The organism is Dactylosporangium sp. NPDC051541, assembly GCF_044454505.1.
GTDB lineage: Bacteria > Actinomycetota > Actinomycetes > Mycobacteriales > Micromonosporaceae > Dactylosporangium.
This window is the reverse complement of the sequence record NZ_JBITDU010000018.1, coordinates 54,779-79,922: the sequence shown is the minus strand read 5'-3', so window position 1 is coordinate 79,922 and position 25,144 is coordinate 54,779. Positions and strand designations below refer to the sequence as shown.

Below are 25,144 nucleotides of genomic sequence, written 5' to 3'. Positions count from 1 at the left end.
CCTTCTCGTCGACGGGAACTTCTGCGCCGGTCGCGCCGACCAACACAGTGATGGTCAGGCTAGAGCATTTGTGCGGTTATGAGCATTAAGCGCCTTTTAAGCATTTTGGGGTTACTGTCAGCGCTCGCCCTCACACTGGCGTGCGCGCTGCGCTGGGGCGGCGGCATCACCGGACGGGCGATCGTAGGACTGCCCGACGCCGGCGCGGTCACCACGTGGGGCCTGCCGCTGACCCGCGCGGCCGCCGACGCCTGCGGTGTCGTCTGCGTCGGGTTCGCCGTGACGGCCGCGTTCCTGCTGCCCGGCACCGGCGACACCGGGCGCCATGGTGCGGGCCAGCTCGTCGGCCCGGCCGCCTACCGGCTGCTGCGGGCGGCGGCGTGGTGGGCCGGCGGCTGGGCGCTCGTGTCCCTCGCCCTGCTGCCGCTGACGCTCTCGGACCTGCTCGGGCGGCCGCTGTCGGCCCTCACGTTCGCCGGGGTGCGCAGCCTCGCCTGGTCCGTGTCGCAGGGCCAGTCCGCGCTCGCCCAGGCCGTCCTGGCCCTCGCGGTCGCCGTCGCGGCCCGGCTGGTGCTGACCCGGACCGGGGCCGGCGTGGTCGCGCTGCTGGCCGGGGCGGCGCTCGTGCCACCGGCGCTGACCGGGCACGCGGCCGGGGCCGGCAACCATCAGCTCGCCGTCACCAGCCTGGCCGTGCACATCCCCGCCGCCGCGCTGTGGGTCGGCGGCCTGGCCGCGCTCCTGGTGCTGCGCAAGGACCGGGACCTCGCCGTGGCCGTGCGCGGCTACAGCCGGCTGGCGCTGGGCTGCTGGATCGCCGTCGCGGTCAGCGGGGTCGCGAACGCGGCGGTGCGGCTGGGCGCGCTCGACCAGGTGTGGCACTCGCGATACGGGCTGCTGGTCCTGGGCAAGGTCGCGGCGCTGCTGGCGGCCGGCGGATTCGGGGCGGTACACCGGCGCCGGACGCCCCCGACCGCGATCCGCCGGCTGCTGCTCGGCGAGCTCGTGCTGTTCGGCGCGACCCTTGGCTTGGCGGTGGCACTGTCGCGGACGCCGGCACCGACCGGCGACTTCGAGACCGATCCGATCACCGACCTGCTCGGATTCCCGGCGCCGGCAACGATTTCGGCCGCGCGGGTGTTCTGGCCGCCGCTGCTGGACGGGTTCTTCCTCGCCGTCGTCGCGGTCGGTGCCCTCGGCTACGGGGCCGGCGTGTGGCGGCTGTACAGGGCCGGGCACCGGTGGCCGTCGGCGCGCACCGCGAGCTGGCTCGGCGGCGTGGCGCTCCTGGCCGCGTTCACGGTGTCGGGGTTCGCGCGCTACGCCTACGTCCTGTTCTCCGCGCACATGGCCCAGCACCTGGTCCTGGCCATGCTCGTGCCGATCCTGCTGGTCAGGGGCGCGCCGGTCACCCTGGCCCTGCGCACGCTGCGGCCGCCCGCCGACCCGCGGGTCCGCGGTGCCCGGGAGTGGCTGCTGCTGCTCGTGCACAGCCGGGCGCTGCGGCTGCTGACCCATCCGCTCGTCGCGCTCGCGATCTACGTGGTGAGCCTCTACGGGCTGTACTTCAGCGATCTGCTCGGTGTGCTCATGCGTTACCACATCGGCCATCTGGTGATGCTCGTGCACTTCGTGCTGTCCGGATACCTGTTCTTCTGGGTCCTGATCGGCGTCGACCCCGGCCGCCGGCCCGTCCCGGCCCCGGTCCTGGTCCTCGTGCACTTCGCCGGGATGGCGTTCCACGCGTTCCTCGGCGTCGCCCTCATGCAGTCCCGGACGGTGATCGCGGCGGACTGGTACACCTCCGTGCATCCGCTCTGGGCCGGTGGCCTGCTCGCCGACCAGCGGGTCGGGGCCGGGCTGGCCTGGGGCTTCGGGGAGATCCCGGCCGTCGCCGTCCTGATGCTGCTGGTCGTGCGCTGGATCAAGGCCGACGAGCGCGAGCAGCGCCGCCTCGACCGGGCCGCGGACCGCGCGGAGGCGGCCGAGCGCGCCCGCGCATTGGCAACCGCCGAGCGCCACTGAAAGGTCAGACGGAACTTCCCGTGCGGTGCCGACGACTACCGTCGTATGTCCATCGCCACCGATGTCTCGCCACCGGCCGAAGAGTCGCCGGTCCGGCCCGCCGCCACGGGCCGCTCGTGGTCGATCGTCCCCCTGCTGACCCGGCTGCACTTCTACGCCGGCATCCTCGTCGCGCCGCTGCTCGTCATCGCGGCCGTCACCGGGCTGCTGTTCGCGTTCAGCCCGCAGCTCGACCGGCTGGTCTACGACAAGGAGTTCCACGCCGCCGCGGCCGGGCCCGGCCTGCCGAAGCCGCTGTCGGAGCAGGTCGCGGCGGCGATCGCGGCGCATCCGGACGGTACCCTCGCCACGGTCGTTCCGGCGGCGGCGCCCGACGCCACCACCCGGGTCGTGTTCAGCGTGCCGGCGCTCGGCGAACAGCAGCACACCGTCTACGTGGACCCCTACACCGGCGAGATCCGCGGCCAGCTGACCACCTGGTTCGGGGAGACGCCGCTGCAGACCTGGCTCGACCAGTTCCACATGAACCTGCACCTCGGCGAGTTCGGCACCCTCTACTCGGAGACGGCCGCGAGCTGGCTGTGGGTCCTCGCGCTCGGCGGTCTGGTCCTGTGGTGGAGCCGGCAGCGCCGCAACCGCCTCGAGCGCATGCTGACCTACGACCTCAAGGCGGCCAAGGGGGTGCGGCGGACCCGCAGCCTCCACGGCGCGACCGGCATCTGGCTCGTCGTGGGCCTGCTGTTCCTGTCCGCGACCGGGCTGACCTGGTCCACCTACGCGGGCGACAACTTCACCGCGGCCCTGGACTCCCTCGACGCGCGCCGGCCCGACCTGGACAAGTCGCTGACCGGCGGCGCGGCCCCGACCGCGAGCGCGCACCACGGCGAGGCCCCGGCCGCCGCCGCGGGTGACCCGGCGCAGGTCGATGCCGTGCTGCGGGTCGCGCTGGCCAACGGGCTCACGGCGCCGATGGAGATCTACCCGCCGGCCGAGGCCGGCGCGGCCTGGTCGGTGATCGAGAACGACAACGTGTGGCCGGTCCACTTCGACAAGATCGCCGTGGACCCGGTGGCGGGGACGGTGGCGCACCGGACCGACTACGCCGACTGGCCGTTCCTGGCGAAGCTCAGCGCGCTCGGGATTCAGGCGCACATGGGATACCTGTTCGGGCTCGCGAACCAGCTGCTGCTCGCGGCGCTGGCGATCGGGCTGCTGTGCGTCATCGTCTGGGGCTACCGGATGTGGTGGCAGCGGCGGCCGACCCGGGCCGACCGGCGGGCCGTGGTCGGGCCGCCGCCCGCGCGGGGGACCGCGCGCCGGGTCCGGCTGCCGTTGCTGGTCGTAGGTGTGGTGGTGACCGCGGCGGTCGGCTGGGCGCTGCCCGCGTTCGGGGTCACGCTCCTGGCGTTCCTGCTGTTCGATTTCGCCGCCGGTGCCACAGCCAGGCTCCGGTCGCGAGCACGATGACGAGGAAGCCGCCGGTGACGATCCAGGGCCACCGGTCCGGACCCTGATCGTCGCCGACGGCCGGCTTCTCGGCGACGGACGGTGCAGTCGTGGGGGAGGGCGCTCCGGGTGTGTTGTTGGTGAAGGCGAACTGACCCTCGATCGGGTGGCCGTCGGCGGACACCGTGCGCCAGGCCACCTTCACCACGCCCGCCGGCAGCGGCCGTACCGGCTGGCTCAGCGTCTTGTCGACGACCCGCGGTGCGCCGTCCACATAGGACTTGCCGTCGGAGCCGGTCACCACGACGGTGCTGAACTGTTGTTTGACGCCGTCGTTGAAGGTGAGCGACACGGCGGTCAGTGGCGTGCCCACCGTCGCCCCGTCGGCCGGGTCGCTCTGCAGCAGCCGGGAGTGGGCCCAGGCCGGTGCCGCCGGAATCAGGATCGTCAGCACGGCGGCGGCGAGGATGCCGCGGATGGTCGAACGCAGTCGCATACCGGGGAACTTTAGGCCATCCGGCGGCGACTATCCCGGTGACTGTCCACACTGTACGGAGGCTGCTCGATGCGGTTCACCCTGCGCGTTTCCGGCGTAGTCCTGCTCCTCGCGCTCGCCGGATGTAGTGCCGATCCGGCCACGCCGGCGGCACCGTCCGCCCCGGCGCCCTCGTCGTCTCCGGCGGCGGCGCTCACGGTGAAGGACCCGTGGGTGAAGACCGCGGACTCCGGGATGTCAGCGGCCTACGGCACGCTGCTGAACACCGGCGACAAGGACATCGTGGTGGTGTCGGCCACCTCGACCGCGTCGCCGATGATGGAGCTGCACGAGACCACGATGGTCGACGGGAAGATGGCGATGAAGCCCAAGGACGGCGGCTTCACCATCCCGGCCAAGGGCAGCCACGAGTTCAAGCCCGGCGGCGACCACTTCATGCTCATGGACGTCAAGACCCCCGTGAAGCCCGGCGACCAGGTCACCGTCACCCTGACCCTGAAGGACGGCAGCACGGTGCCGTTCACCGCGCTGGGCAAGGACTTCGCCGGCGGCAACGAGTCCTACCAGCCGGGCATGGGCTGACATGCTCCGGCGCACCCTCCTCGCCGGCGGCGCCCTGACCCTGGCCGGCGCGGCGACCACGGGCTGCACGGCCCGCGAGTCCACTGTGGACTCCATCGCCTCGATCATACCGTTTCACGGTCCGCGTCAGGCCGGAATCGAGACACCGGCGCCGACCAACGCCACGTTCCTTGCGCTGGACCTGAAGGCCGGCACCGACCGGGCGGCGCTCGGGCGGCTGATGCGGCTGCTCACCGACGACGCCGCCCGGCTCACCCAGGGCATCGCCCCGCTCGCCGACGCGCAGCCCGAGCTGGCCGCGCTCCCGGCCCGGCTGACCGTCACGTTCGGGTTCGGGCCGGGCCTGTTCACCGCCGCCGGCCGGGCGAGCCCCGTGCAGCCGCTGCCCGCGTTCACCGTCGACCGGCTCCAGCCGCGGTGGTGCGGCGGGGACCTGCTGCTGCAACTCTGCGCCGACGACCCGCTCACCATCGCGCACGCCCAGCGGATGCTGGTCAAGGACGCCCGCGCCTTCGCCACCGTCCGCTGGGTGCAGCGCGGGTTCCGCCGCGGCCGCGACCCGCAGCGCAACGTGCTCGGGCAGGTCGACGGCACGGCCAACCCGCAGCCGGGCACCGACGTGTTCGCCGGGGCGGTGTGGAACGACGACGGCGGCACGACGCTGGTGCTGCGGCGGATCCGGGCCGAGCTCGAGACCTGGGACGCCGTCGACACCGTCGGCAAAGAGTTCTCCGTCGGGCGCCGGCTGTCCGACGGGGCGCCGCTGACCGGCCGGGCCGAGCACGACCCGCTCGACCTGACCGCGAAGACGGCGAACGGCTTCCCGGTCATCTCCGAGTTCGCGCACGCGGCCCGCGCGCACGTGACCGACGACCGGCAGCGCATCTTCCGCCGGCCGTACAACTACGATGAGGCGCCGGCTGGGGACGGTACCCCCGAAGCCGGTTTGCTCTTCGCCTCGTTTCAACAAGACATCACGCGCCAGTTCCTGCCGATCCAGCGCAAGCTCGACGAGGCCGACCTCCTCAACGAGTGGATCACCCCGATCGGCTCCGCCGTCTTCGCCATCCCACCCGGCTGCCAGGAGGGCGGCTGGATCGGGCAGGGGCTGCTCGGATGACCGGGTCGTGACCAGTTGGGCGGGCCACGATCCCACCGGTCACGCTGCGCATCCAGTTCGGGTTGCAGTTGCCCGCGACGGGCGGAGCGACCTTGTGGGTTTGCGGGCCCCACAGTGCATCGCGCCGGCGGCCCGGCGAAACACTCACGGTAGATCTGCTGGAGCCGCGCCGCCTCCCCGAGCAGCGCGGCGGCATCGGCGGATCGGATGTGCGTCACAACACCCGGCTGGATTCGTCGAGGAGAAAGCAGAGTTGTTGCTGAGGCGGCGCCCAGCAACCCAGCTGAGGACCATCGCGCTGGGCGCCGCTGCACTCGTCCGGCACGGCCGCCGATCGAGCATGCATCGGTGCAGCCGTCTCCTGCTCCACCAATGCCACTCTCGCGTATTTGCCAGTCATTTGCAATAGTGGCAGAATACGGAGAGGACCGCGAATGGCTGTCTACACGCTGCCCGACCTGCCCTACGACTACGGTGCCCTGGAGCCGGCGATGTCCGGGCAGATCCTGGAGCTGCACCACGACAAGCACCACGCCGCCTACGTCAAGGGCAGCAACGACGCTCTGGACCAGCTGGCCGAGCTGCGCGAGAAGGGTGACTTCGGCGCGCTGGTCGGGCTGGAGAAGACCCTGGCGTTCAACCTGTCCGGGCACGTGCTGCACTCGATCTTCTGGAACAACCTCTCGCCCGACGGCGGCGATCGGCCCGACGGTGACCTCGCCGACGCGATCACCGAGCACTTCGGCTCGTTCGAGGGGTTCGCCGGGCAGCTGTCCGCGGCGACCAAGGGTGTGCAGGGCTCCGGCTGGGGCGTGCTCGCGTGGGAGCCGCTCGGCCGGCGGCTGCTGGTCGAGCAGGTGTACGACCATCACGGCAACGTCGGGCAGGGCTCGGTGCCGCTGCTGGTGTTCGACGCCTGGGAGCACGCGTACTACCTGCAGTACAAGAATGTCCGCCCGGACTACGTCGACCGGCTGTGGAACCTGGTCAACTGGGCCGACGTGCAGGCCCGCTACGCCGCGGCCGTCGCGGCACCGGCCGCGTAGCCGGATGGGCGCACCGTCGCCGGCCCGCACGGCCGAGGCGGTCCAGCGCGCCGCCGGGGTCATCGCCGCGAAAGCACGCGGTGACCTCGACGGCGCGGAGGCCCTCCTCGCCGCGTTCGCCACCCCCGCTGATCAGGCCCGCGCCTTCGCCCTGCTGGCCGAGCTCGCCCTCGGTCTGGTCCGCGCGCAGACCGGACAGAACATGGACGACCTCGTCCAGGAGCTCAACCTGCTCGTCGAACAGGCGCTGAGCGGGCCGCCGCGGTAGTCCTCAGGCGCAGTCGCCGCAGCGGCCGCATCGCGTCGTCGGGGACCTCGGCGACGCGGCCGCACGCGGCGCGGACGGCGTGGTGGTGTGGCCGGTCGGCCAGTCCGTAGCGGGCCTCGCCGGGCTGACCCAGGATCCCGGATGTCTTCGATCCGCTGGTCGTCGACGGGTGCGGCGTCGATGTGGGGCATCTCGACCTCCAGTGTTCGCCCGCCGGTCGTCTCTATCACAACACATGCATCTGTACTGTTCTTGCCAAGAACTTGCGATAGCCGCAGACTGCCAGGAAGTACCGTACGGGCGGTACGCGGTGGCTGGGGAGGACATCATGCACATTCCGGACGGGTACCTCAGTCCTCAGACCAGTGCCGTCTTCGGGGTGGCGATGCTGCCGCTGTGGTGGCAGGCCGCGGTCCGGGTCAAGAAGGTCGTCAAGAGCCGCTACGTGCCGCTGGTCGCCCTGGGCGCCGCGTTCTCCTTCGTGGTCATGATGTTCAACGTGCCGATCCCGGACGGCACGACCGCGCACGCCGTCGGCGGCGGCCTGATCGCGATCCTGCTCGGGCCGTGGGCCGCGTGCATAGCCGTGTCCATAGCCCTGCTCATCCAGGCGCTGTTCTTCGGCGACGGCGGAATTCTCGCGTTCCCCGCCAATGCCTTCAACATGGCGGTGGTACTGCCATTCGTGGCCTATGGCGTGTACCGGCTACTGACCCGCAACACCGCACTCACGTCCGGCCGGCGCGTCTGGGCCGGTGCCGTCGGCGCTTACGTCGGGCTCAACGTCTCCGCCCTGGTCGCCGCGATCGAGTTCGGCATCCAGCCGGACCTGTTCCACAAGGACGACGGCACCCCGCTCTACGCCCCGTTCCACCTCGCGCAGACCATCCCGGCCATGATGTTCGCGCACCTGATCATCGCCGGGGTCGTCGAGGGCGTGCTCACCGGCGGCGTGGTCGCCTACCTGCAGCGGGCCAACGTGCCGCTGCTGCGGATCAACGCGCCCGAAGTACCGCTGACCGAGGCCGAGGTGCGGCGCAAGCCGGTCAGCCCGCTGCGCGCCGCCCTCGTCACCCTCGGCATCATGGCCGTCATCAGCCCGCTCGGCCTGCTCGCCCCCGGCGGCGCGTTCGGCGAGGACGCCCCGGAGGACCTCGACCTCGGCAAGTACGGGTTGAGCGCGGTGCCGGAGGGGCTGTCGAAGTACACCGACTTCTGGGGCAGCACGCTGCTGCCCGACTACGGCGACGGCAGCTGGTGGCAGTACATCCTGTCCGCCCTGATCGGCATCGTCGTCGTCGCCGCCATCGTCTTCGGCATCACCTGGCTCATCGGCCGGCTGCGCGGCGGCGAACGCGAGGCCCAGGACCTCGACGAGCCGCCCGTGGCGACGGCCGCGCCCCGGTCATGACCGCTCCCACCCAGACCCCGCAGTGGCTGCTGCAGCCGGAGCTGGCCCTGTGCCCGTGCGGGTGCATCGGCAAGCGGCGCAAGGGTAGCTTCGTCGGAAAAACCTTGGAAGGCGCTTCGGGGGTACTGCGGCAGGCGATGTTCTCCGAGGACATCGCCGCGTCCAAGGGCCTGCTCCAGCGGCTCGACCCCAGGGTGAAGCTCGTGACGATGATCGGCCTGCTCGTCGCCGTCGCGCTGGTGCACTCGCTGCCGCTGCTGGCGGGCGCCTACGTGGCCACCGTCGCCCTGGCGGTGGCCTCGGGGCTGTCGCTGGGCTTCTTCATCAAGCGCGTCTGGCTGTTCATTCCCATCTTCACCGGGATCGTGGTGCTGCCGGCGACGCTGTCGGTCGTCACGCCCGGAGCGGTACTGCTGCCGCTGTGGCACTGGCACGGGCACGTTGAGGGCATCACCGAGCAGGGCCTGCACGGCGCCGGGATCATCGTGGCCCGCGTCGCCACCTCGATCTCCCTCGTCGTCCTGCTCACGCTGACCACGCCCTGGGTCCGGCTCCTCGCGGCGCTGCGGGCACTCGGCGTGCCGAAGATCTTCGTGCTCATCATCGGCATGGCCTACCGGTACCTCTTCCTGCTCCTCGACGCCGTCGACGACATGTACACCGCCCGCAAGGCCCGCACCCTCACCGGCGACACCGGCAAGCGGCAGGTCGCCGAGGGCCGCAAGTTCGTCGCGGCCGGCGCCGGCACCCTGTTCGGCAAGGCTCACCAGCTGTCCGAGGAGGTGCACCAGGCGATGACCGCCCGCGGCTACACCGGCAACGCCCGGACCCTGACCGGCTTCCGCCTGCGCGGCGCCGACGTGCTCTGGACCGTCGCGGCCCTCGCCTTCGCCGTCGCGCTGCTCGTCGCCGACCACCAGGTCCGCTGATGAGCGTCTTCGAGTGCACCGACCTGCACTACAGCTATCTCGGCCGGTTTCCCGCGCTGGACGGGGTGAGTTTGCGCGTCGGCCACGGCGAGACCGTCGCCCTCCTCGGCGCCAACGGCTGCGGCAAGTCCACCCTGCTCAAGCTGCTCGACGGGCTGCTGTTCGCCGACGCCGGGACGTTCACCGCGTTCGGTGCGCAGGTCACCGAGGACAAGCTGGAGGACGAGCAGTTCAACCAGGGCTTCCGATCCCGGGTCGGGTTCGTCTTCCAGAACTCCGACGCCCAGGTCTTCTCGCCGTCCGTCCGCGAGGAGATCGCCTTCGGCTGCCTGCAGCTGGGCCTGGACCAGGCCACCACCGCCGAACGGGTCGGCGACGTCCTGGCCATGCTCGACATCGCCGAGCTCGCCGACCGGGCCCCGTTCCAGCTCTCCGGCGGCCAGAAGAAGCGCGTCGCCATCGCCTCCGTCCTGGTGATGAACCCGGAGGTGCTGCTCTTCGACGAGCCGACCGCCGCCCTCGACCCGCGCACGCAGTTCTGGCTCATCGAGCTGCTCGAGCAGCTCCGGGCGGCCGGCAAGACGATCGTCCTGGCCACCCACGACCTCGATACGCTGCCGGACCTGGCCGACCGCTGCGTCGTGTTCAGCGAGCAGCACCGCATCGTCGCCGACGCCCCGACCGCCGACGTGCTGTCCGACCGCGCGCTGCTGCTGTCGGCCAACCTGATCCACGCCCGCGCCGCCGATCGCGGCCCCGCGGCCGCCCGCGAGCCGCGCCCGGCGGTCGTCAGCGTCTACGCCGTCGAGGGGATGACCTGCGCCGCCTGCACCCAGAAGGTCGGCCGCGCGCTGCGCGGCCTGCCCGGTGTCACCGCGGTCAGCGTCGACCTGCCCACGGCGAGCGCGTCCGTCACGTCGGCCGCCCCGCTCGGCCCCGAAGCGGTCCGCGGTGCCGTCGCCGCGGCCGGCTACGCCACCGACGGCACCGCCCGCAACCAGACCCCGGCCTGACCGCGCACCTGTCCGGCGGGCCGCCGCCGGTCTCCTGGCACCTCGAGGCGCTGCCCGCCGCGGGCTACACCGAGGCCGGCGTGCTGTGGCGCGGCGGGCCGGACGCGGCCGTCGCCGGGGTGCGCTGACCACGGGCGGATATGACGGATGCCTGGTGTTTGCGGACCCGGAATGGGAAGAATGGCGGCATGACGAGCGAGCGGGTCGAGGAACTCCTCGGCGCAATGTCGGCGGCGGACAAGGCCGGGCAGCTGATCCAATACTTCTACTTCAAGCTGCCCGCCGTCGAGCTGGCCGACCCCGCCTCGGGCATCGACGACTCGCAGCCGCACGCGGTGGAGGCGGCCCTGGCCCGGGGCGCCGTCGGGTCGTTGCTGTTCGTCACCGACCCGGCCGAGATCAACCGGCTGCAGCGGCTCACGGTCGAGGGCAACCCGCACGGGTTGCCGGCGCTGTTCGGCTACGACGTCATCCACGGCCTGCGCACCATCTTCCCGGTGCCGATCGCGATGGCGGCGTCCTGGGACCTCGACGCCATCGAACGCGGCCAGGCCGTCGCCGGGCGGGAGGCGCGGGCCGTCGGCATCCACTGGACGTTCGCGCCGATGGTCGACATCGCCCGCGACCCGCGCTGGGGCCGGATCGTCGAGGGCGCCGGCGAGGACCCCTACCTGGGCGCCGCCGTCGCCGCCGCGCAGGTCCGCGGGTTTCAGAGCGGCGGGGTCATCGCCGGGCCGAAGCACTTCGCGGGCTACGGCGCGGCGCTCGGCGGGCGCGACTACGACGAGGCCAACATCGCCGAATACGAGCTGTGGAACACTTACTTCCCGCCGTTCCGGGCCGCGGTGGAGGCCGGTGCCGGCAACATCATGACCGCCTACATGGACCTCAACGGCATCCCCGCGTCCGGGAGCCACTGGCTGCTGACGAAGGTGCTGCGGGAGACCTGGGGCTTCGACGGGTTCGTGGTCAGCGACGCCAACGCCGTCAAGAGCCTGGAGATCCACGGGTTCGCGGCCGCACCGGCCGACGCGGCCGCCCGGGCCGTGCTCGCCGGTGTGGACCTGGAGATGGCGGTGGCCGAGCCGGCCTACGCGCACCTGCCCGACGCGCCCGAGGCCGCGGCCGCCGTCGACGCGAGCGTCCGGCGGCTCCTCGCGGCGAAGGAGCGGCTGGGGCTGCTCGAGGACCCCTACGTGGACGAGGACCGGGCCCGGGAGATCCTCGCCGACCCGCAGCACCGCGAGGCCGCGCGGGCGGCCGCCCGGGGCAGTGCGGTCCTGCTGCGCAACGAGGGCGACCGGCTGCCCCTCGACGCCGCCGCGCTCGGCTCGATCGCCGTGCTCGGGCCCCTCGCCGATTCGCAGCGCGACACGCTCGGGCCGTGGGTGTTCGACTTCGACCTCGACGAGACGGTCACCGTCCTCGACGGGATTCGCAACGCCGTCGGCGACGGGGTGCGGGTCGATTACGCGCGGGGCATCGGCGTCGGGCGGCGGGCGTTCCCGTCGATCTTCGACATGTTCGGCCGCAACGCCCCGGAGGACCCGGAGGGCTTCGACCCGGCGGCCGAGTTCGACCGGGCCGTGTCCGTCGCGGCCGCCGCCGACGTGGCCGTCGTCGTGCTCGGCGAGTGGCAGAACATGATCGGCGAGGCCGCGTCACGGTCATCCCTCGACCTGCCGGGCCGCCAGCTGGAGCTGCTGCAGGCCGTCGTCGCGACCGGCACGCCGACCGTGCTGCTGGTCATGAACGGCCGCCCGCTCGACCTGCGCTGGCCCGCCGAGCACGTGCCGGCGATCCTCGAGATCTGGTATCCGGGGACCCAGGGCGGCAACGCGGTCGCCGACCTGCTGTTCGGGGCGGCGTCGCCGGGCGGGAAGCTGCCGTTCAGCTGGCCCCGCACGGTCGGGCAGATCCCGATCCACTACTCGCACACCACGTCGCACCAGCCGGAGAACCAGGACCGGCGATACTGGGACGAGGCGAGCACGCCCCTGTTCCCCTTCGGGCACGGGCTGAGCTACGGGCGGTTCGAGTACAGCGACCTGACGGTCTCGCCGGCCGGCGACAGCGTCCGCATCGCCGTCACGGTCACCAATGGCGGTTCCCGGGAGGCTCCCGAGGTCGTCCAGCTGTACCTGCACCAGCGGCACGGGTCGGCGTCGCGGCCGGTGCGGGAGCTGAAGGGCTTCCAGCGGCTCGTCCTGGCCCCGGGCGCGTCCGAGCGGGTCACGTTCACGGTCGGGCCGCAGGAGCGGCGCTACTGGCACGCCGCCGTCCGCGACTGGGTACTGGACGCCACCACGTTCGACGTCTGGGTCGGCGGCAGCTCGGACGCGTCACTGACGACCACGTTCGACGTCGCGTAGGTCGGTGACCCACTCGAGGACGCGGTCCACGTCGGCCCGCGTCCAGCCGATCGCCGGGTCGGTGTCGACCAGCAGCGTCGGCGCGGCCCGGCCCGCCGCCCACGCCCGGCCCCGGGGCGTGTGGTTGTCGTCGATCCACGCCGCCGGCCGATCCCCGACGAGCGCGGCGACGGCCGGCACCTTCAGCTCCGGCTCGAACGGCACCGGCGGAAACTCGACCACCGGGAGCGGATCGAGCCCGAGCATCGGCAGGTACCGCTCGTTGGCGTGCCGGCCCCAGCCGGTCGCCCACCACAACTCCCCGGCCGCGGCGAGCTCCCGGATCCAATCGGCGTGCGCGACACAGTACCGCTCCGGGCCTTCACCCTCGAAGAAGACCTTCTCCTGATAGCCGTCGGGGCAGGTGGGCGCGTCGAACGGGTTGAGGACACCATCGAGGTCGAGCAGCAGTATCGGTACCGTCGAATCCATTGCTGTCACGTTACGGCGCTCCCGCGATGAACCGGCGGCCGACCGTGACGCGGGGTCACGGCCGGCCGCCGAGGATCAGGACGCGGTGCGGGTCCACTGCTGGTTGTCGCCGGTGCCGCAGGTCCACTGCTGGATGTCGGCGCCGTCGGCCGTGCCGGACTGGTAGACGTCGAGGCACTTGCCGCTGTGCCGGGCGACCAGGCGGAACGAGCTGCCCTGGGCCTGCCACTGCCACTGCTGATTCGTGCCGGTGCCGCAGGTGTACTGCACGATGTTCGCGCCATCGCCGGTGGCGGCGGACGCGACGTCGAGGCACTTGCCGCTGTTCTGGTTGACGATGCGGAAATAGCCGCCGCCCGCGTCGTCGAAGCGCCACTTCTGGTTCGCGCCGCCCCACCAGGTCCACTGCTTGACCTCGGCGCTGTTGGCGGTGGACTGCCCGGAGACGTCCATGACCTTGTCGCTGTGCCGGTTGGTGATCCGATAGTAGGAGCCCGACGGCGGCGGTGTCGTGGAGCCGCCGCCCACCGTGTCGCCCCAGGCATACCGGACCCGGTCGGCGCCCGAGCTGTTGCGGACGGTCAGGTCGAGGCTGGTGCCGCTGCCGCTCAGGGCGAACATCGAGTACCAGTCGTGGTCGGGGCTGCTGGTCTTGCCGCCGAGCGCGGGCCAGTAGGTGCCGCCCATCTGGTTGTCCCGCATGACCTGGGCCATGGCCCGGATGTAGCGCACGAAGTTGTCGGTGCTGTTCGCGTCGGCGTAGTCGAGCCCGTTGTCCATGGGCGCGCCGAACTCGGTCGCGACCGCGCGGGCGGCGCAGTTGCCCAGTCGCGTCTGGATGTGGCTGCGGAACGCGTCGTAGGTCATGGCACTGTAGAAGAACGCGTAGTAGTGGAACGACAGCAACGTCGCGTTGAAGCGGCTGTCGTTGCAGATGTCGCGCAGGTCCTGGCTGAAGCCGGTGCCGCCGACGAGCACCCGGCCCGGCACGGCCGAGGGATGGGAGCCGAGCCAGTTCGCGGCGACGTCGCGCCACTCCGCCGAGCTGTACCCGTGAGGCTCGTTCATCGGCTCGAAGTACACGTTGGGGTTCGAGCCGTAGGCGCTCGTGACGCTGGACCACATCGCGTTCCAGGCGCCGAGGTTCGTGATCCGGCCGCCCGCGGCCGACGCGGCGTCCTCCCAGTAGGCGAGGATGACCTTGAACCCGCGCTCGGTGGCGGCGTCGATGGCGCCCCGGTAGGCGCTCCACCACGTCGTATTGGACACCGTGTAGGTGTTGACGGGCAGCCGGACGGTGTTGACCCCCATGGTCGAGGCCATGTCGTCGTACAGGGCGTTGGCCTTGGCCCGCACCGTCGCGTTGCTGTCGGACTGGCTCAGACCCTGCAGGACGAGCGGGTTCTTGTTGAAATTGTCGCCGAGCACGGCCCAGTTCATGCCCCGGAACTGGGCCGTGGCCGCGTGGGCCGGGCCGCCGCTCAACGCGACCGACATGCCGGCCGCGGCCACTATTGTCACCGCGGCCAGTCCGGCGGCCCTGATCTTCGTGCGAATCCTCATGCAGGCTCCCTCTTCCGCCACGCACCCGGGCCCGTAACCTCCAGCAACACCTTTGATAAGCGGTAGGTGTACAGCCGGGCCATGATTCGAACGTGTTCGTTCACAATCATGCAAAGGCGAACAGGCCGGGATCAGTGCGGGCGGTGACCAGGGTTTCCACGTTGTAGGGGCGCAGGGCGTCGGAGCGCCCGGCGAAGTATCGCGCCTGGAGGTCCGCGCGGGTCGGGTGGTCGACGACCTTCAGGCCGCACCGGCCGATCAGACGTTCGATCTCCACGGCCGGCCAGCCCGGCTGCAGCGGCTCGCCCAGTGCGGCCGCCAGCGGGGCGTAGATCTCCATGAACGCTCTCCCGGCGTCATCGAGCACGGATTCCTCGGCCAGGTAGGAGAACGCCACCTCCGAGCCGGCGGCCGCCCCCGAGATCGTGCGCAACGTCGACACGATCGCCTGCGGCGTGAGGTAGGGCGCGACGCCGGTCCACGAGAACAGCGTCCGCCGGCTCCAGTCGAACCCGGCCGCGGGCAACGCCGCTCGAAGGTCCTCGGCCTCGAAGTCAACCGGAACGAAGACGTGGGCGTCATTGGGCGGCAGCGAAAGATCCGTTATCCGTTGCCGCTTCCACGCCTGGGACGCGGGGTGGTCGACCTCGAACACCGTGAGCGAGCGGAGCAGGTCCGGGCGCCGCCACGCGAACGAGTCGAGACCCGCGCCCAGGATGACGTACTGCGTGAAGGCGCCGGCCGCCAGCCGCTCCTCGCAATATCGGCTGCGCGTGCAGATCGCCGCGATGATCTCGCGGCGGAGCGGTTCGGGAAACCGCAGGTACACCCGGTCGTGCAACTCCCGCCACAACGGGCCGAGCAGCACCAGGGCGAACGCGTCATCCAACACCCAGGGCCGCTCCACCTCCATGCGAAGCCATCCCCGGGCCAGCGCCGCGAGCATCGCCGTCCTGCTCGGTGCGGCCTCCATGGGCACCCCCCGACGCTCACCGATCACACCCGGCCGACCCGGTGATGCCCAGCACCGCGCACTCACATGGTGCACCCGGACCTGATCGGCATCGACGATTGGTCTGATACCGAACAGAGCGCCTTTGCCCCCTCCGCTTGAGCAACCCGGCCCATATGCAGGGCCTCCCGGCGGGAGTGCGCCTGATCACGGCCCGGGTTCGTCCTGCTCGGGCGGCAGTGCGAAGACGTCTCCACGGAGACAGTCCGACCGGGGCGGGGGTGACAGTGGCCAGGGTTCGTTCGGCACGACCTGAGCCCGCCACCCACCGACCTCCAAGCCGTCACGAGCGTACCCTTCGAGCCGGCTGTCGGTCTCCTCGCCTAGCAAGCCGGCGTGTTCGAGGATCACGAACAGCGCATCCGCGGCGCACGACACCATGGCGGAGGCATCGGCGGCGCCCGCACCCGGGTTCAGGTCCTGGTAGATGCGGCGGGCCGCGGACAGGAGCCGGCCGGCGTCGGTGACCGAGAAGTCCCGCCGCAGTCGTAAGGACAGCGCCATGCCGTCAACCAGCGGATCGTCGCCGGACACCGTGTCATCGCCGCCCATGCCGACACAGTACCGGCGCCGCGGCCCGAGCCCTTGCTCGCGCACCGGCCGTCAACGCTCGGCTCGCGGCCGATCCGTTCTTGGATCCGAAGGTGGTGACTCACGGGGATCGAGATTAGGTGAGCGCGGCGGGCATGGCCGGGTGGCGCCGAGTCTGACCCGGTGTGCAGCATCCGGCGCGCCGGCGCTCAGGAGCGTTCGAGGCGCCGCGCCAGATAGCGTCCGGTCGCGCTGCCCCCGGCCTTGGCGATCGTGGCGGGAGGGCCGGTCGCGACGACCCGGCCGCCCGCGTCCCCGCCGCCCGGGCCGAGGTCGATGACCCAGTCGGCGCCGGCGATCGTGTCCAGGTCGTGCTCGACCAGGACGACGGTGTTGCCGGCGTCGACCAGCCGGTGCAGTTGCCGCAGCAGCAGCGCGATGTCCGCGGGGTGCAGCCCCGCAGTCGGCTCATCGAGCAGGTAGAGGGCGTGGCCGCGGCGGGCCCGCTGCAACTCGGAGGCGAGTTTGATGCGCTGGGCCTCGCCGCCGCTGAGCTCGGTCGCCGGCTGGCCTAGCCGCAGGTAGCCCAGCCCCACCTCCCGGAGCGTCTCGAGGCTGCGGGAGATGGCCGGGACGTCGGCCAGGAACTTGGCGGCGTCGTCGACGGACATCGCCAGCACGTCCGCGATGTTCTTGCCGCGGTACGTCACCTCCAGCGTCTCCGCGCGGTACCGCGCACCATGGCAGGTCGGGCACGGCGCGTAGGTACCCGGCAGGAACAGCAGTTCGACCGCGACGAACCCCTCGCCCTGGCAGGTCTCGCACCGCCCCTCCGCGACATTGAAGGAGAACCGGCCGGCCGTGTACCCACGGGCCCGCGCCTCGTCCGTCGCCGCGTACAGTTGGCGCACCGCGTCGAACATCCCGGTGTAGGTGGCCAGATTGGACCGGGGCGTGCGGCCGATGGGCCGCTGGTCGACCAGGACCAGCCGGTCGAACGAGTCGAGTCCCGCCGCGTCCCACACGTCGACGTCGAGTTCCGCTTCGTCGGGCTCGTCGCCGGCCAGCCCGAGGTGGCCGCGCACGACCTTGGCGAGCACCTGCGTGACCAGCGTCGTCTTCCCGGAACCGGACACTCCGGTCACCGCGGTCAACACCTGTAGCGGTACGTCGACGGACACGCCGTGCAGGTTGTGGCGGGACACGCCGCGCAGGTGCAGCCAGCCGTGGGGCGTACGCGGGCGATGGTCGAGCGGCTCGGCGCGGCCGAACAGGTGCCGGCTGGTGGCTGACACCTCGACCTGTTCGAGGCCGGGGACCGGACCGCTGTACAGCACGCGTCCGCCGCTCTCGCCCGCACCGGGGCCGATGTCGACCACCCAGTCCGCCCGTCGGACCACGTCCATGTCGTGCTCCACGACGAACAGCGAGTTGCCCGCGGCCTTCAGCCGGTCCAGCACGTCCAGCAGCGGCTCCGCGTCGGCCGGGTGCAGGCCCGCGGAGGGCTCGTCGAGCACGTAGACGACCCCGAACAGCCCCGAACGCAACTGGGTGGCGATGCGCAGGCGCTGCGCCTCGCCGGCCGACAGCGTCGTCGATCGGCGGCCGAGGCTGAGGTACCCCAGGCCGAGGTCGAGCAGCACCTCGACGCGCGCGACCAGGTCCGCGCAGAGCCGGACCGCGACCTCGGTCGCCTCCCCGGACCGGGCGGTCGGCGTGGCTGCCGCGGCCTCCGGCAACCCCGCGACGGGCCGCAGGAGTGCCACGACGGCGGCGAGGGGCATCGCGTTGACCTCGGCGATGGTGCGTCCGGCGAAGGTCACCGCGAGCGCCTCCGCGCGCAGGCCGCCGCCGTGGCACACCGGGCAGGGCACGCTCCGGACGAACCGCATCGCCCGCTCGCGCATCCGGTCGCTCTTGGAGTCGGCGAGCACGTGCATGACGTGCCGACGGGCGCTCCAGAACTTCCCGTAGTAGCCGCTGTCGATGCGGTCGGGCTCGGGCGCGACCAGGACGGACGGCTGTTCGTCGGTGTACAGCAGCCAATTGCGGTCCTTCTTCCTGAGCTTGCGCCACGGTTTGTCGATGTCGATCCCCAGGCCGCTCACGACGCTGCGGAGGTTGGCGCCCTGCCAGGCGCCCGGCCAGGCCGCTATGGCGCCGTCGCGGATGCTCAGCGACGGGTCCGGGACGAGCAGATCCTCGGCGACGTCGTGCACGATGCCCAGTCCGTGACACCGCGGGCAGGCGCCGGCCGCGGTGTTGGGGGAGAACGCCTCGGCCTCCAACCGAGGCGCGTGCGGCGGGTAGGTCCCGGCGCGCGAGTAGAGCATCCGCAGCAGGTCGGACAGCGTGGTGATGGTCCCGACCGTCGACCGCGAACCGGGTGCTCCCCGCCGCTGCGGCAGGGCCACGGCCGGTGGCAGTCCGGTGATCTCCTGCACGTGCGGCGCACCGACCTGCTGCAACAGCCGGCGGGCGTACGGCGCGACGGACTCGAAATAACGACGCTGCGCCTCGGCGTACAGCGTGCCGAAGGCCAGCGAGGACTTGCCCGAGCCGGAAACGCCGGTGAAGGCGACCATGGCATCGCGGGGAATGTCGACGTCGACGTTGCGAAGGTTGCGCTTGGCGGCGCCCCGGACCCGCACGAACCGGTCGATAACGTCGGATGTCACCAGGTGGGCTTACCCTGTTCGGTGGCGCCGAACCACCGCCACGAGCGGCACAGCGGCCGCAGTCTGGACGCTGTTGCCGCCGGACGATTCAATGCAGGCGTGAGCACGATCGATCCAGTGCAGCGCGAGCGCGACCCGGCCGGCGCCGCCCGCCGCCGAACCGTGCGGACCGCACTCATGCTGGCCTGCGCGCTGATCGCCGGGTACGGCATGTCCGTCGACGCCGACTTCCCCGGCAGCAGCATCAGCTTCGGCGCCGGGGAGCCATGGGCCGTGCTGAAGAGCCTCCTGCTCCTCGCCGGGCTCACCGCGACCATGCTGCTCATCGGCGTGATCGTCCGCCTGCCCGAGCAGCCCGGCCCACGTGGCGAACCGACCTTCATCCTGGGTTCGGCGCTGCTGGCCGTGACCGCCGGCCTGCTCATCGGCACGTTCCTGCCGTCTTCATTTCGCGAATTCGCCGACACCGACCTGTCGGATGCGCGCACCAACGTCCGCGTTACCTGCGCCTTCCTCGTGATCGTCGCGGTCGCCCTCTTCGGCTGGGCCATCCTGCGCAGCCGCCGCCGACAGCACACCGCGCAGCTTCGCAAGACCGGCAGACGAGTCTCGGCTGAGGTGACCGAGGTACACGACACGGGCTTCACCACCAACAACGCCCCCCGGGTGCGACTCACGGTCCGCTTCACCGATGCCACCGGTACGAACCGCTACGTGCGCCGCCACCTCTCCGTCAGCCGCTTCGATCGCCCAGGCGTCGGCGACAGAATTCCCCTCTGGTACGACCCGAACGACCCAGGCAACGAAAAGAAGATCGTTGTCGGCACACAGAGCGCTCGCTGAGTCCGTACTCATGGTCGACGAGCGGGCGCACACGTCAGGTGAGTGGCGTCCAGCCGGCCGATCCCGGCTCTGCGCACGTGGCGGACCGTCATCGTCATGAGGAGCCGGCGGTCGGGCGCCTCACCGCGCGGACCCCGTCGATCTCGGTCAGCGAGGCCGTCAACCGCCTTGGCGCGGCGGCTGGGGGAGCGAGGCCAGATAGGCGCGCCAGCCGCCGTAGGCCGTGATGTCGGGAGCGTCGCGGACGGCGATGGCCTCGCACAGGAAGCCGGTGACGGTCGAGCGGTCGTCGAGGTGAACCTGTCCCAGTACCATCGGGGCGGGCAGGGCGGCCAGGAACGGGCCGAGCGCGGCGGGTGGCAGCTGCCACAGCTCGCCCTCGATGGCGGCGCCGTCGGTGGCGACGCGGATCAGCCCGGGCTTCGGCGGGTCGGTGGCGAGGCAGTGCAGCCGGTAGTGCGCAGCGGTGCGGGCCGGGCGGAGCAGGCGGCCACCCACCCGGGTGAGCTGGTGGTTGAGCGGCTGCCCGGCCAGGTGCGCGCCGACGACCAGCAGCGGCAGGCCCCGGTCGCGCACGGCGATCGGCGCTTCGCCGGCGAGCAGGGCGGCGATGTCGGTGGCGACGGCGTCGGCGAAGCCGCGCGCGACGACCTGGACGCCGAAGTTCGTGCCGGCGGCCTCGCCGGCCGGCACGGCGACGGCGCTGAGGCCGAACAGGTTGCAGAAGTTGGTGTACGTGCCGAGGGTCGCGTTGACGCCGATCGGGTCCGCGGCGACCTCGGCGATCGTCGGGTGGCTCGGCGCGGTCGGCAGCAGCAGCGCGTCCGCGTCGCCCCATGCGGTCATGGCCTCGTGGCGCAGCCGCGCCAGCCGTTCGGTGTCGGCGACCAGCGCGTGGGCGGGAATGTCGCGGGCGGCGCCGATGACGGCCCGCACGGTCGGGTCGATCTCGTCGGGGTGGCTGTCGATGAAGGCGCCGACGGCGGCGTACCGTTCGGCGAGGAACCCGCCGTCATAGAGCAGTTTCGCCGCGGCGAGGAACGGCGCGAGCCGGATCGGGCGCAGCCGGGCGCCGTTGGCTTCGAGTGACTTGGCGGCCTGCTCGAACGCGTCGAGCCACTGTGGTGACAGGGCGCCCAGATCGGCCCGGTCGGGCACGGCGACGATCGGGTGCGGGGGCGCGGCGAGCGGTGCGTCGGCGGGGAACGCCGCATCGCTCATCAGGGCGACGGCCTGGGCGGCCTCGGTGATGGTGCGAGCGAAGACGGTCACGCAGTCGAAGCTGCGGCAGGCGGGGACGACCCCGTCGGTGGGGACGAGGCCGGGTGTCGGTTTCACGCCGACGATGCCCTGGAACGCGGCGGGCACCCGGCCGGAGCCGGCCGTGTCGGTGCCGACGGCCAGGTCGGCGATGCCCAGGGCGACGGCCACGGCGGAGCCGGAGCTGGAGCCGCCGGCGACGCGGGCGGGGTCGCGGACATCGCGCACGGCGCCGTACGGGCTGCGGGTGCCGACCAGGCCGGTGGCGAACTGGTCGAGGTTCGTCTTGCCGAGGATCAGCGCGCCGGCGTCGACGAGGCGCTGCACGGCCGGTGCGGTGCGGGTCGGCCGGTAGGCGTAGGCCCGGCAGCCGGCCGTGGTGGGCAGGCTCGCGACGTCGATGTTGTCCTTGACCCCGACGAGGCGGCCGGCCAGCGGCAGGTGCTCACCGGCCGCGAGGCGGGCTTCCACCCGGGCGGCGTCGGCGAGCACGTCATGTTCGGGGCGTAGCGTGATCCACGCCTCGGGGCGTTCGCCGCGGGCGAGGCGAGTGTAGGCGGCGCGGACGCGATCGGTCGGGTTCATGCGAGGACCACCAGCGGGCTGCCGGGTGCGACCTGCGCTCCCGGGGCGACGAGAATGTCGGTGATTGTGCCGTCGCGGGGTGCGGTGACGACGCTCTCCAGTTTCATCGCCTCCAGGGCGAGCAGCGGCTGCCCGGTGGTCACGCGGTCACCGGGGCGGACGTCGACCCGCCACACGCCGGCGACGAACGGTGCCCGTACCAGCGCGCCGCCGGGCGGGACGGCCACCGGGGCGGCGGCGGGCGGCTCGGCCGGCTCGGGACGGGGGTCGAACTCGCCCGCCGCGGCCCAGGCGTCGCGTTCGGCGCTGAAGGCGGCGGCCTGCGTGGCCCGGAACGCGGCGATGGAGGCGGCGTTGGCGGCCAGGAAAGCCTCGTGGTCGGCGAGGCGGAAGGTGCCGTCGTCGATGCGCAGCCGGTGCCGGCCGGCGGCGACATCAGCACGCAGGTCGAGCAGTTCCCCGGCGCCGACCGGGTACCACTGGATGCGGTCGAAGTGCCGCAGCAGCCACGGGTCACCGGGCTCGCGCCGCCAGCGGGACCAGACCTGTACTGTGCGGCCGACGAACTGATAGCCGCCGGGGCCTTCCATGCCGTAGATGCACAGGTAGGCGCCGCCGATGCCGACGGCGTTCTCCGGGGTCCAGGTCCGGGCCGGGTTGTACTTGGTGGTGACGAGCCGGTGCCGCGGGTCGAGCGGGGTCGCGACCGGTGCGCCGAGGTATACGTCGCCGAGCCCGAGGACGAGGTAGCTGGCGTCGTAGACGGTGCGGTGGACGTCGTCGACGGAGGCGAGGCCGTTGACCCGGCGGATGAACTCGATGTTCCACGGGCACCACGGCGCGTCGTCGCGGACACCGTTCATGTAGCGGGCGATGGCCTCCCGGGTGGCCGGGTCGTCCCAGGACAGCGGCAGGTGCACGGTCCGGCTGGGTACCGCCAGGTCCCGGGTGGCGGGCAGGTCGGCGTGCAGCGCGCGGAGCAGGCCCAGCAGGGTGCGCACCGGCAGGCGGGCCGGGTCGGCGTGGACCTGCAGCGAGCGGATGCCGGGGGTGATGTCGATGACGCCGTCGAGGCGCTCGGCGCGCAGCCGGTCCATCAGCGCGTGGGCCCGCAGCCGCAGGCCGAGGTCGAGGGTCATCGGGCCGAACTCGACGAGCAGGTTGTCGTCGCCGCCGCGCCGGTAGGTGACGTCCGCGTCGCGGGCCAGGACGCCGTCGTCGGCGGGCCGGATCAGGGGCGTGAAGTCGAGATCGGAGACGGGCACGAACCGGACCGTGTCGCCCGGGGCAAGCTGACCGAGCTTCCACCGCTCGGCGGTGACGACGGTGGCCGGGCAGACGAACCCGCCGAGGCTGGGCCCGTCCGGCCCGAGCAGGATCGGTACGTCCCCGGTGAAGTCGACGGCGCCGACGGAGTACGGGGTGTCGTGGATGTTCGACGGGTGCAGCCCGGCCTCGCCGCCGTCGGTGCGGGCCCACTGCGGCTTCGGGCCGATCAGCCGGACGCCGGTGCGCGCGGAGTTGAAATGCACCTGCCACCGCGCAGCGTAGAACGCGTCGATGTCCTCCCGCGTGAAGAACTCGGGGGCGGCGTGCGGCCCTTCGGTGACCTTGATCAGCCAGTCACGGCCGATCACCGGTCGCTGCGCCGCCGGCACGGGCGCGGGGGTGGCTCCGCTCGGCGGTGCGGTGCGCAGGACGTCGCCGAGGCGCAGGGTCCGGCCGCCGTGCCCGCCGAACTGCCCGAGGGTGAACGTCGCCGCGCTGCCGAGGTACTCGGGCACGTCGAGGCCGCCGGCGAAGAGCACGTAGGTGCGCAGCCCGCCGTCGCTCGCCCGGCCGATGTCGAGGACGGAGCCGGCGGGCACCCGGATCGGCTCCCATTGGGGTGCCGGCCCGCCGTCGACGGTGACCGGCATCGCGGCGCCGGTCACGCAGACGGTGGTGTCGGCGGTGAACCGCAGCGCCGGCCCGTCGACGGTGCACTCCAGGCCGGCCGCGCCCGCGGGGTTGCCGAGCGCGGTGTTGCCGAGGCGGAACGACAGGTCGTCCATGGGCCCGGACGGCGGCACGCCGACCTCCCACAGCCCAGTGCGGCCCGGCCAGTCCTGCACCGCGGTCAGCGTGCCGGCGCGTTCCACGACGATGCGCGGCTCCGTGTCGGGCACGCCGGCGAGGGTCGCGGTGCAGTGCCGGGCGGCGAGCACGTCGGCGTCGCCGGCCGCGGCCCGCAGCAGGCCGAGGTTGGTCTCGATGCCGTCGACGCGGGTGGCGGCCAGGGCGCGGCGCAGGTTGGCGAAGGCCTCGGCGCGGCTCTCGCCGGTGACGATGACCTTGGCCAGCATCGGGTCGTAGGCGGTGCTCACCTCGGTGCCGGCCGCGACCCAGCCGTCGACGCGCACGTCGGCCGGGAACGCGACGTTGGTGATGAGCCCGGCGCTGGGCCGGTGATCCTGGGTGGGGTCCTCGGCGTAGACGCGGGCTTCGACGGCCGCGGCGGCACCGCCCCGGCGAGGGGTGTCCAGCACGGTGTCGTCGCCCTGGGCCAGGCGCAGCATCCACTCCACCAGGTCCACCCCGAGGACCTCCTCGGTGACCGGGTGCTCGACCTGCAGGCGCGCGTTGACCTCGAGGAACGATGCCTGTTCGCGCTCGGCGTCGTAGACGAACTCGACGGTACCGGCCGAGCGGTAGTCCACCGACGCGCACAGCGCCGCCGCCGCGCTGTGCAGCCGCTCGCGGACCGCGGCGGGCAGTCCCGGCGCGGGCGCCTCCTCGATGACTTTCTGGTTGCGCCGCTGCAGGCTGCAGTCGCGGTCGCCGAGGGCGACGACGCGGCCGCGACCGTCGCCGAAGACCTGCACCTCGACGTGGCGGGCCCGCTGGACGAAGCGCTCGAGGAAGACGCCGCCGGTGCCGAAGCTGGCCTCGGCGAGGCGCCCCACCCGCCCGTAGGCGGCGGTGAGCTCGGCCGGTGTGTGGCAGGCCTGCAGGCCGATGCCGCCACCGCCGCCGGTCGCCTTGGCCATCACCGGGTAGCCGATCCGCTCGGCTTCGACGAGGGCCTCGTCGAGCCCGGAGAGCAGCCCGGTGCCCTCGAGCATCGGTACGCCGGCCGTGTGGGCCAGCTCCCGCGCCGTGTGCTTGGCTCCGAACGCGGTGAGCTGCGCGGGTGTCGGCCCGACGAAGACCAGCCCGGCCGCCTCGACGGCGGCGGCGAAGGCGGCGTCCTCGGACAGGAAGCCGTATCCGGGATGCACCGCTCCGGCCCCGCTGGACAGAGCCGCGTCCAGGATCCGGTCGATCACCAGGTAGCTCTGCCGGGCGGGGGCCGGGCCGATCCGGACCGCCTGGTCGGCCAGGCGCACGTGCGGGGCGCTGCGGTCCGGGTCGGAGAAGACCGCGACCGTCTTGAGGCCGAGCCGAGCGGCGGTGCGGATGACGCGGCCGGCGATCTCGCCGCGGTTGGCGACCAGCAGGGTGTCGAACACGC

19 protein-coding genes are annotated in these 25,144 nt (G+C 72.4%); 11 read left to right on the top strand and 8 right to left on the bottom strand.

What is annotated here, in order from left to right; translation table 11 throughout:
• Positions 1-105 precede the first annotated feature (105 nt).
• Positions 106-2,025 (top strand): cytochrome c oxidase assembly protein, encoded by a 1,920-nt coding sequence (locus tag ACIA8L_RS47035; protein WP_395915345.1) that lies wholly within the window; start codon positions 106-108, stop codon positions 2,023-2,025.
• A gap of 45 nt (positions 2,026-2,070) precedes the next feature.
• Positions 2,071-3,492 carry a PepSY-associated TM helix domain-containing protein gene (locus tag ACIA8L_RS47030; RefSeq protein WP_395915343.1) on the top strand — a complete coding sequence of 474 codons (1,422 nt, stop codon included), beginning with the start codon at positions 2,071-2,073 and terminating at the stop codon, positions 3,490-3,492.
• Here the strand turns inward: ACIA8L_RS47030 and ACIA8L_RS47025 are convergent.
• The gene (locus ACIA8L_RS47025; protein ID WP_395915341.1) at positions 3,419-3,967 is read right to left on the bottom strand and encodes a copper resistance protein CopC; all 549 of its coding nucleotides are present in this window, start codon (positions 3,965-3,967) and stop codon (positions 3,419-3,421) included. The two genes, ACIA8L_RS47030 and ACIA8L_RS47025, sit on opposite strands and share 74 nt — an antisense overlap.
• A 69-nt stretch (positions 3,968-4,036) precedes the next feature.
• Between ACIA8L_RS47025 and ACIA8L_RS47020 the strand changes: the two genes are divergently transcribed.
• From ACIA8L_RS47020 to ACIA8L_RS46985, 8 genes are all read left to right on the top strand, one after another.
• The gene (locus tag ACIA8L_RS47020; RefSeq protein WP_395915340.1) at positions 4,037-4,549 is read left to right on the top strand and encodes a copper chaperone PCu(A)C; all 513 of its coding nucleotides are present in this window, start codon (positions 4,037-4,039) and stop codon (positions 4,547-4,549) included.
• A 1-nt stretch (position 4,550) separates the two neighbouring features.
• Positions 4,551-5,669: a Dyp-type peroxidase gene (locus ACIA8L_RS47015; protein WP_395915338.1), complete on the top strand. Its 1,119-nt coding sequence runs from the start codon at positions 4,551-4,553 to the stop codon at positions 5,667-5,669.
• 434 nt (positions 5,670-6,103) lie between these two features.
• Positions 6,104-6,715, top strand: a complete 612-nt coding sequence (locus tag ACIA8L_RS47010) for a superoxide dismutase (protein ID WP_395915336.1) — start codon at positions 6,104-6,106, stop codon at positions 6,713-6,715.
• Positions 6,716-6,719: 4 nt separating this feature from the next.
• Positions 6,720-6,983 (top strand): superoxide dismutase, encoded by a 264-nt coding sequence (locus ACIA8L_RS47005; protein ID WP_395915334.1) that lies wholly within the window; start codon positions 6,720-6,722, stop codon positions 6,981-6,983.
• A gap of 328 nt (positions 6,984-7,311) precedes the next feature.
• Positions 7,312-8,394: a cobalt transporter CbiM gene (gene cbiM / locus ACIA8L_RS47000; RefSeq protein WP_395915332.1), complete on the top strand. Its 1,083-nt coding sequence runs from the start codon at positions 7,312-7,314 to the stop codon at positions 8,392-8,394.
• Positions 8,391-9,323, top strand: coding sequence for a cobalt ECF transporter T component CbiQ (gene cbiQ, locus ACIA8L_RS46995; RefSeq protein WP_395915331.1), 933 nt, complete (start codon positions 8,391-8,393; stop codon positions 9,321-9,323). Before cbiM ends, cbiQ begins: the two co-directional genes overlap by 4 nt.
• Entirely contained in the window at positions 9,323-10,336 is a 1,014-nt protein-coding gene (locus ACIA8L_RS46990; protein WP_395915329.1) for an ATP-binding cassette domain-containing protein, read from the top strand. Before cbiQ ends, ACIA8L_RS46990 begins: the two co-directional genes overlap by 1 nt.
• Positions 10,337-10,524: 188 nt before the next feature.
• Positions 10,525-12,708, top strand: a complete 2,184-nt coding sequence (locus ACIA8L_RS46985) for a glycoside hydrolase family 3 N-terminal domain-containing protein (RefSeq protein WP_395915327.1) — start codon at positions 10,525-10,527, stop codon at positions 12,706-12,708.
• On the opposite strand, the gene ACIA8L_RS46980 is transcribed toward ACIA8L_RS46985, so the two are convergent.
• The 5 genes from ACIA8L_RS46980 to uvrA form a co-directional block, all read right to left on the bottom strand.
• On the bottom strand, positions 12,679-13,179 hold the full coding sequence (locus ACIA8L_RS46980; protein WP_395915325.1) for a hypothetical protein: 501 nt from the start codon (positions 13,177-13,179) through the stop codon (positions 12,679-12,681). The two genes, ACIA8L_RS46985 and ACIA8L_RS46980, sit on opposite strands and share 30 nt — an antisense overlap.
• Before the next feature lie 75 nt (positions 13,180-13,254).
• Positions 13,255-14,742 (bottom strand): RICIN domain-containing protein, encoded by a 1,488-nt coding sequence (locus ACIA8L_RS46975; protein WP_395915323.1) that lies wholly within the window; start codon positions 14,740-14,742, stop codon positions 13,255-13,257.
• A gap of 106 nt (positions 14,743-14,848) precedes the next feature.
• Entirely contained in the window at positions 14,849-15,715 is an 867-nt protein-coding gene (locus tag ACIA8L_RS46970; protein WP_395915321.1) for a class I SAM-dependent methyltransferase, read from the bottom strand.
• 186 nt (positions 15,716-15,901) lie between these two features.
• Positions 15,902-16,306 (bottom strand): hypothetical protein, encoded by a 405-nt coding sequence (locus ACIA8L_RS46965; RefSeq protein ID WP_395915319.1) that lies wholly within the window; start codon positions 16,304-16,306, stop codon positions 15,902-15,904.
• A gap of 188 nt (positions 16,307-16,494) precedes the next feature.
• A complete protein-coding gene (uvrA, locus tag ACIA8L_RS46960; RefSeq protein WP_395915317.1) occupies positions 16,495-18,963 on the bottom strand; it encodes an excinuclease ABC subunit UvrA in 2,469 nt (822 codons plus the stop codon).
• 99 nt (positions 18,964-19,062) lie between these two features.
• On the opposite strand from uvrA, the gene ACIA8L_RS46955 reads away from it, so the two are divergent.
• On the top strand, positions 19,063-19,806 hold the full coding sequence (locus tag ACIA8L_RS46955) for a DUF3592 domain-containing protein (RefSeq protein ID WP_395915315.1): 744 nt from the start codon (positions 19,063-19,065) through the stop codon (positions 19,804-19,806).
• A gap of 159 nt (positions 19,807-19,965) precedes the next feature.
• On the opposite strand, the gene atzF is transcribed toward ACIA8L_RS46955, so the two are convergent.
• Both atzF and ACIA8L_RS46945 read right to left on the bottom strand, forming a co-directional pair.
• On the bottom strand, positions 19,966-21,651 hold the full coding sequence (gene atzF, locus ACIA8L_RS46950) for an allophanate hydrolase (protein WP_395915314.1): 1,686 nt from the start codon (positions 21,649-21,651) through the stop codon (positions 19,966-19,968).
• Positions 21,648-25,142, bottom strand: coding sequence for a 5-oxoprolinase/urea amidolyase family protein (locus ACIA8L_RS46945; protein WP_395915312.1), 3,495 nt, complete (start codon positions 25,140-25,142; stop codon positions 21,648-21,650). The genes atzF and ACIA8L_RS46945 overlap by 4 nt, the downstream gene beginning before the upstream one ends.
• Between the last annotated feature and the right edge of the window lie 2 nt (positions 25,143-25,144).